We start from the raw sequence: 2,971 nt of genomic DNA on the forward strand, positions 1-2,971 counted from the left end.
ATGAGCACTTGCACCTTCAGCGCGTTGAAGTCCTCGATGGCTTCCTTCCACTTGGCTTGAACTTCCTCGGAAAGGCGGAGGTGCTTCACCGCAGGAACAAAGCTCATGAAATCACCTCCGCGAGGGTGATTTGGCGCGTCGGCTTCACCTCGCGCTTGACCGCGAGCCTGCTCCTGAGCCACTCAAGCTCCTCCCTCCAGAAGTCCGCGTGTCCGGAAGTCTTGATAGCATAGCGAATCATGTTCTCGTTCGCCCTCGGATTCGCCTCGTGGGTGAGGAAATTAACGAGCTCTTCAAACGTCTTGAACTTCCTCACCGGGTCTGAGACGGTGTAACCGGAGAAGTCTCGCGCAACATAGCGGGCTGAGTAGCCGTTCCCGCGCTTGTATTTGCGAATCACCCAATACGCGTTGCCCTCCCTGTGAGTTGTCCCGTAAGAGCCCATGAAAATCCAGACCTCATTCTCCCTCATACCCTCACCTCCCTCAGAACCACAAGTCAAGCTCTCCAGCCTCCTCGAGGTCAGGAACCGCAATATACCACCTGTTCAAATCAGGCGCCGACTCACCATCCTCATCCCTGAAGCCCTTCCACCTGTAGAACCGCGCCCTGAACTTCCTCCTGACGCCCCAAACCTCAAGCTCCTCCTCCAGCCAGCCAGGGTCGTCCGGCCGAATGTCCTCCCACACGTTACTGACACTAACAAGCTCAATGCCCCTATCCGACGCCTTCAGCCTGCACTCTGCAACCGTAACCCAACCCGGCCCTGTTCCAGCCAGCTCCAAAACCCTACCAGGCAAACCAGACACAACCTCACTCATCCGAATCACCTCCCGAAGAAGAGGAAGAGTCGAACCTCTGACTCCAGCTCTTAACTTCCTCAGTAATATCAATGTCAAACGTCCGAATCATGTAGTTGTAGCCATCAATATTCCTCAATAGTAACACTTCCCTGTCGTTTCCCCTTCTTAGCGATAGAAGCATGTACTCGCCCATGCTTCCCGTTAAGGCCTGTTCGACTTCCCATTCCCTCAGAACCTCATCAATGTTCCGCCATGCGAACTGCTTGAACCTGTCGAGAATCTTTAGTGCCTCCTGCTTGCAGTACTCAATGAACATTGAGTTGTACTTATCCCGGTTCTCCTCAAGCCACTTCTTGCCCTTCTCCGTCAGCGCGTAGAGTTTCCTGTCTTCTCTCTTCCTGCGCCTGTTCTCCGGCATATCAGGCTCGTATATTAGGCCTTCCTCCACGAGTCTGGACAGGGGTTCCCAATGTTTAAACGCCAGCATATTGTCGAGAATGTATGCTCCGAGCATTGGTTCGCGCTCGCGCTCCATTCCGGCCAGGCCCCAATACCGGGCCAAAAACTTCTTATCAACCTCACTCATCTTCCTCCCTCCTCAGCCAGACGCGGAACAACTTGTAACTCGATTCAACAGACCGAACAACGAAACCATCACCCTGCAAAGCCTCAACCGCCTTCAGGAACCCCTGGAAGTCGTCCCACGAGGCTGGAGTCGTCAAGCTCAGCACGACAGCCCCCGGAACCTCCGACGGCTTAGTAATGCCCACCCTTGCCCTGCCAAAGTCCGAAGCATTGAGCTCAGGTTCCAAACCCCCAACAGGAGTCGTCATGCTTTCACCTCCCGAGAAATGCGCTTGAGAGCCTCTGATTCATCCATTAAGAACTCAAGAGTGACTACCTCGTCATCCTCGCCTACAATTGTCTTCATGATGCCATACTCTTCCAGAAGGTTTTCCAACGCCCAACCCGCCCGGTCTGCGATGAACTCTCGAAGGTCCTCTTCCCTAAAGAGAACCCCATGCTTGATGTACGGTTCGAGTAGCCAGCGCATTTTGACCTGGAATATCTTCTCAACTATCCTTTCGCTCTCAGAAGGAGTCACCCTCGTCCCTCTGACAATGTGCTTTCCAAAAAGCTTCCAGTAAAAGTAGTAATAGTCGCCCACAAGAGCTAAAACTGTGCCAGGCTTTGGTTTCCTCGGAAGAACGTCCCTTGACAGGTATATTATCTTAATCGCATACTCCCTGCCGCCAATATCTTCCCACTTTTCTTGATATACCTTGATTAGGCCTTTTCTCACCAAGTGCTTGATGGCCCTCCTGATGTCCTCATCATAAACCAAGTACTTCACAAAGCGCTCCTCAAATGCCTCAAGAGGTATCGAGCCCTCAAGCCACTCGGGAAGAGCCACGTCCAACATGTCATCAATGACCTTGTTAAGGGCTTCTTCCGCCGTGTACTGTGTCAATTCCGCCTTCTTCACAAGTTCCTTGAGCTCTCGAACCTCCCCTAACACTTTATCCAGCCTTGCAAGAACCTCATCCAACTGCACATCAGACATCGGACGTCACCTCCACCTTCTTTTCCTGAAGCTTCAAGAGAAACGGGCCGAACAGGGCCCGATAATCCGCGTTAGAACCGACAACCTCCGCCACAACATCGAAACCATACTCCCGCACAAGCCGCTTGAGTCCATTATTACCGACGCTCTTCAGGAACGACTCCGCCTGCCCCTTCGTCCGCCAGTTAGAAGCCAACTGCTCATACTGCCTAAGCCACGCCCTGAGACTCTTCTCAATCTTCGCCCGCGGAACCTCAACCGCAGGCTGACCCTCCTCGGTCGGCTTTGGAGCTTCGACCTTCAGGCTCTTGGCCGCCTTCAGTGTGTCCTCCCTGACAATCTTCGCAAAGCGGACGTTCACGCCGTTTTCGCGGTAGAGGACAATGCCCTCAAGCTCCTTGATGCCTTGCAGAGGCTTGATGACTTCTGGAATCTTGCCGTTCTCGTCAATCGTAATGAAGAAGCGTTGCATGACTGCGACCTGTTCCTGCGGGTCGAGGATTCCGAGGTCCCTCATCAAGTCGTTCCACGTGAGGCCCTCCTCGACAGCCTTTGGAATAGCGAGGAGAATCTTAGACCACTTGGAAGAGAGCTTGGGCTTGTT

Annotated in this window: 6 protein-coding genes; all 6 read right to left on the bottom strand. The window is 53.3% G+C overall.

From position 1 onward, the window contains the following. Window positions 1-103: 103 nt before the first annotated feature. Window positions 104-472: a hypothetical protein gene (locus MVO87_RS08710; protein WP_297552906.1), complete on the bottom strand. Its 369-nt coding sequence runs from the start codon at window positions 470-472 to the stop codon at window positions 104-106. A gap of 13 nt (window positions 473-485) precedes the next feature. Next, on the bottom strand, window positions 486-821 hold the full coding sequence (locus tag MVO87_RS08715; RefSeq protein WP_297552908.1) for a hypothetical protein: 336 nt from the start codon (window positions 819-821) through the stop codon (window positions 486-488). Beyond that, complete coding sequence (locus MVO87_RS08720; RefSeq protein WP_297552910.1) at window positions 814-1,389, bottom strand: hypothetical protein; 576 nt, start codon at window positions 1,387-1,389, stop codon at window positions 814-816. Before MVO87_RS08720 ends, MVO87_RS08715 begins: the two co-directional genes overlap by 8 nt. Continuing rightward, complete coding sequence (locus MVO87_RS08725) at window positions 1,382-1,636, bottom strand: hypothetical protein (protein ID WP_297552912.1); 255 nt, start codon at window positions 1,634-1,636, stop codon at window positions 1,382-1,384. The genes MVO87_RS08720 and MVO87_RS08725 overlap by 8 nt, the downstream gene beginning before the upstream one ends. Beyond that, on the bottom strand, window positions 1,633-2,367 hold the full coding sequence (locus MVO87_RS08730; protein WP_297552913.1) for a hypothetical protein: 735 nt from the start codon (window positions 2,365-2,367) through the stop codon (window positions 1,633-1,635). Before MVO87_RS08730 ends, MVO87_RS08725 begins: the two co-directional genes overlap by 4 nt. Then, the coding region (locus MVO87_RS08735) for a hypothetical protein (RefSeq protein ID WP_297552914.1) at window positions 2,360-2,971 on the bottom strand (612 nt) is incomplete at its 5' end. The genes MVO87_RS08735 and MVO87_RS08730, both read right to left, overlap by 8 nt.

The sequence above is a fragment of the Thermococcus sp. genome (genome assembly GCF_027063845.1).
Taxonomy (GTDB): domain Archaea; phylum Methanobacteriota_B; class Thermococci; order Thermococcales; family Thermococcaceae; genus Thermococcus.

Excerpts from the sequence above, each read along its gene's own strand:
- MVO87_RS08710 (WP_297552906.1), bottom strand. The coding sequence starts at position 472 with ATGAGGGAGAATGAGGTCTGGATTTTCATGGGCTCTTACGGGACAACT.
- MVO87_RS08725 (WP_297552912.1), bottom strand. The coding sequence starts at position 1,636 with ATGACGACTCCTGTTGGGGGTTTGGAACCTGAGCTCAATGCTTCGGAC.
- MVO87_RS08715 (WP_297552908.1), bottom strand. The coding sequence starts at position 821 with ATGAGTGAGGTTGTGTCTGGTTTGCCTGGTAGGGTTTTGGAGCTGGCT.
- MVO87_RS08720 (WP_297552910.1), bottom strand. The coding sequence starts at position 1,389 with ATGAGTGAGGTTGATAAGAAGTTTTTGGCCCGGTATTGGGGCCTGGCC.
- MVO87_RS08730 (WP_297552913.1), bottom strand. The coding sequence starts at position 2,367 with ATGTCTGATGTGCAGTTGGATGAGGTTCTTGCAAGGCTGGATAAAGTG.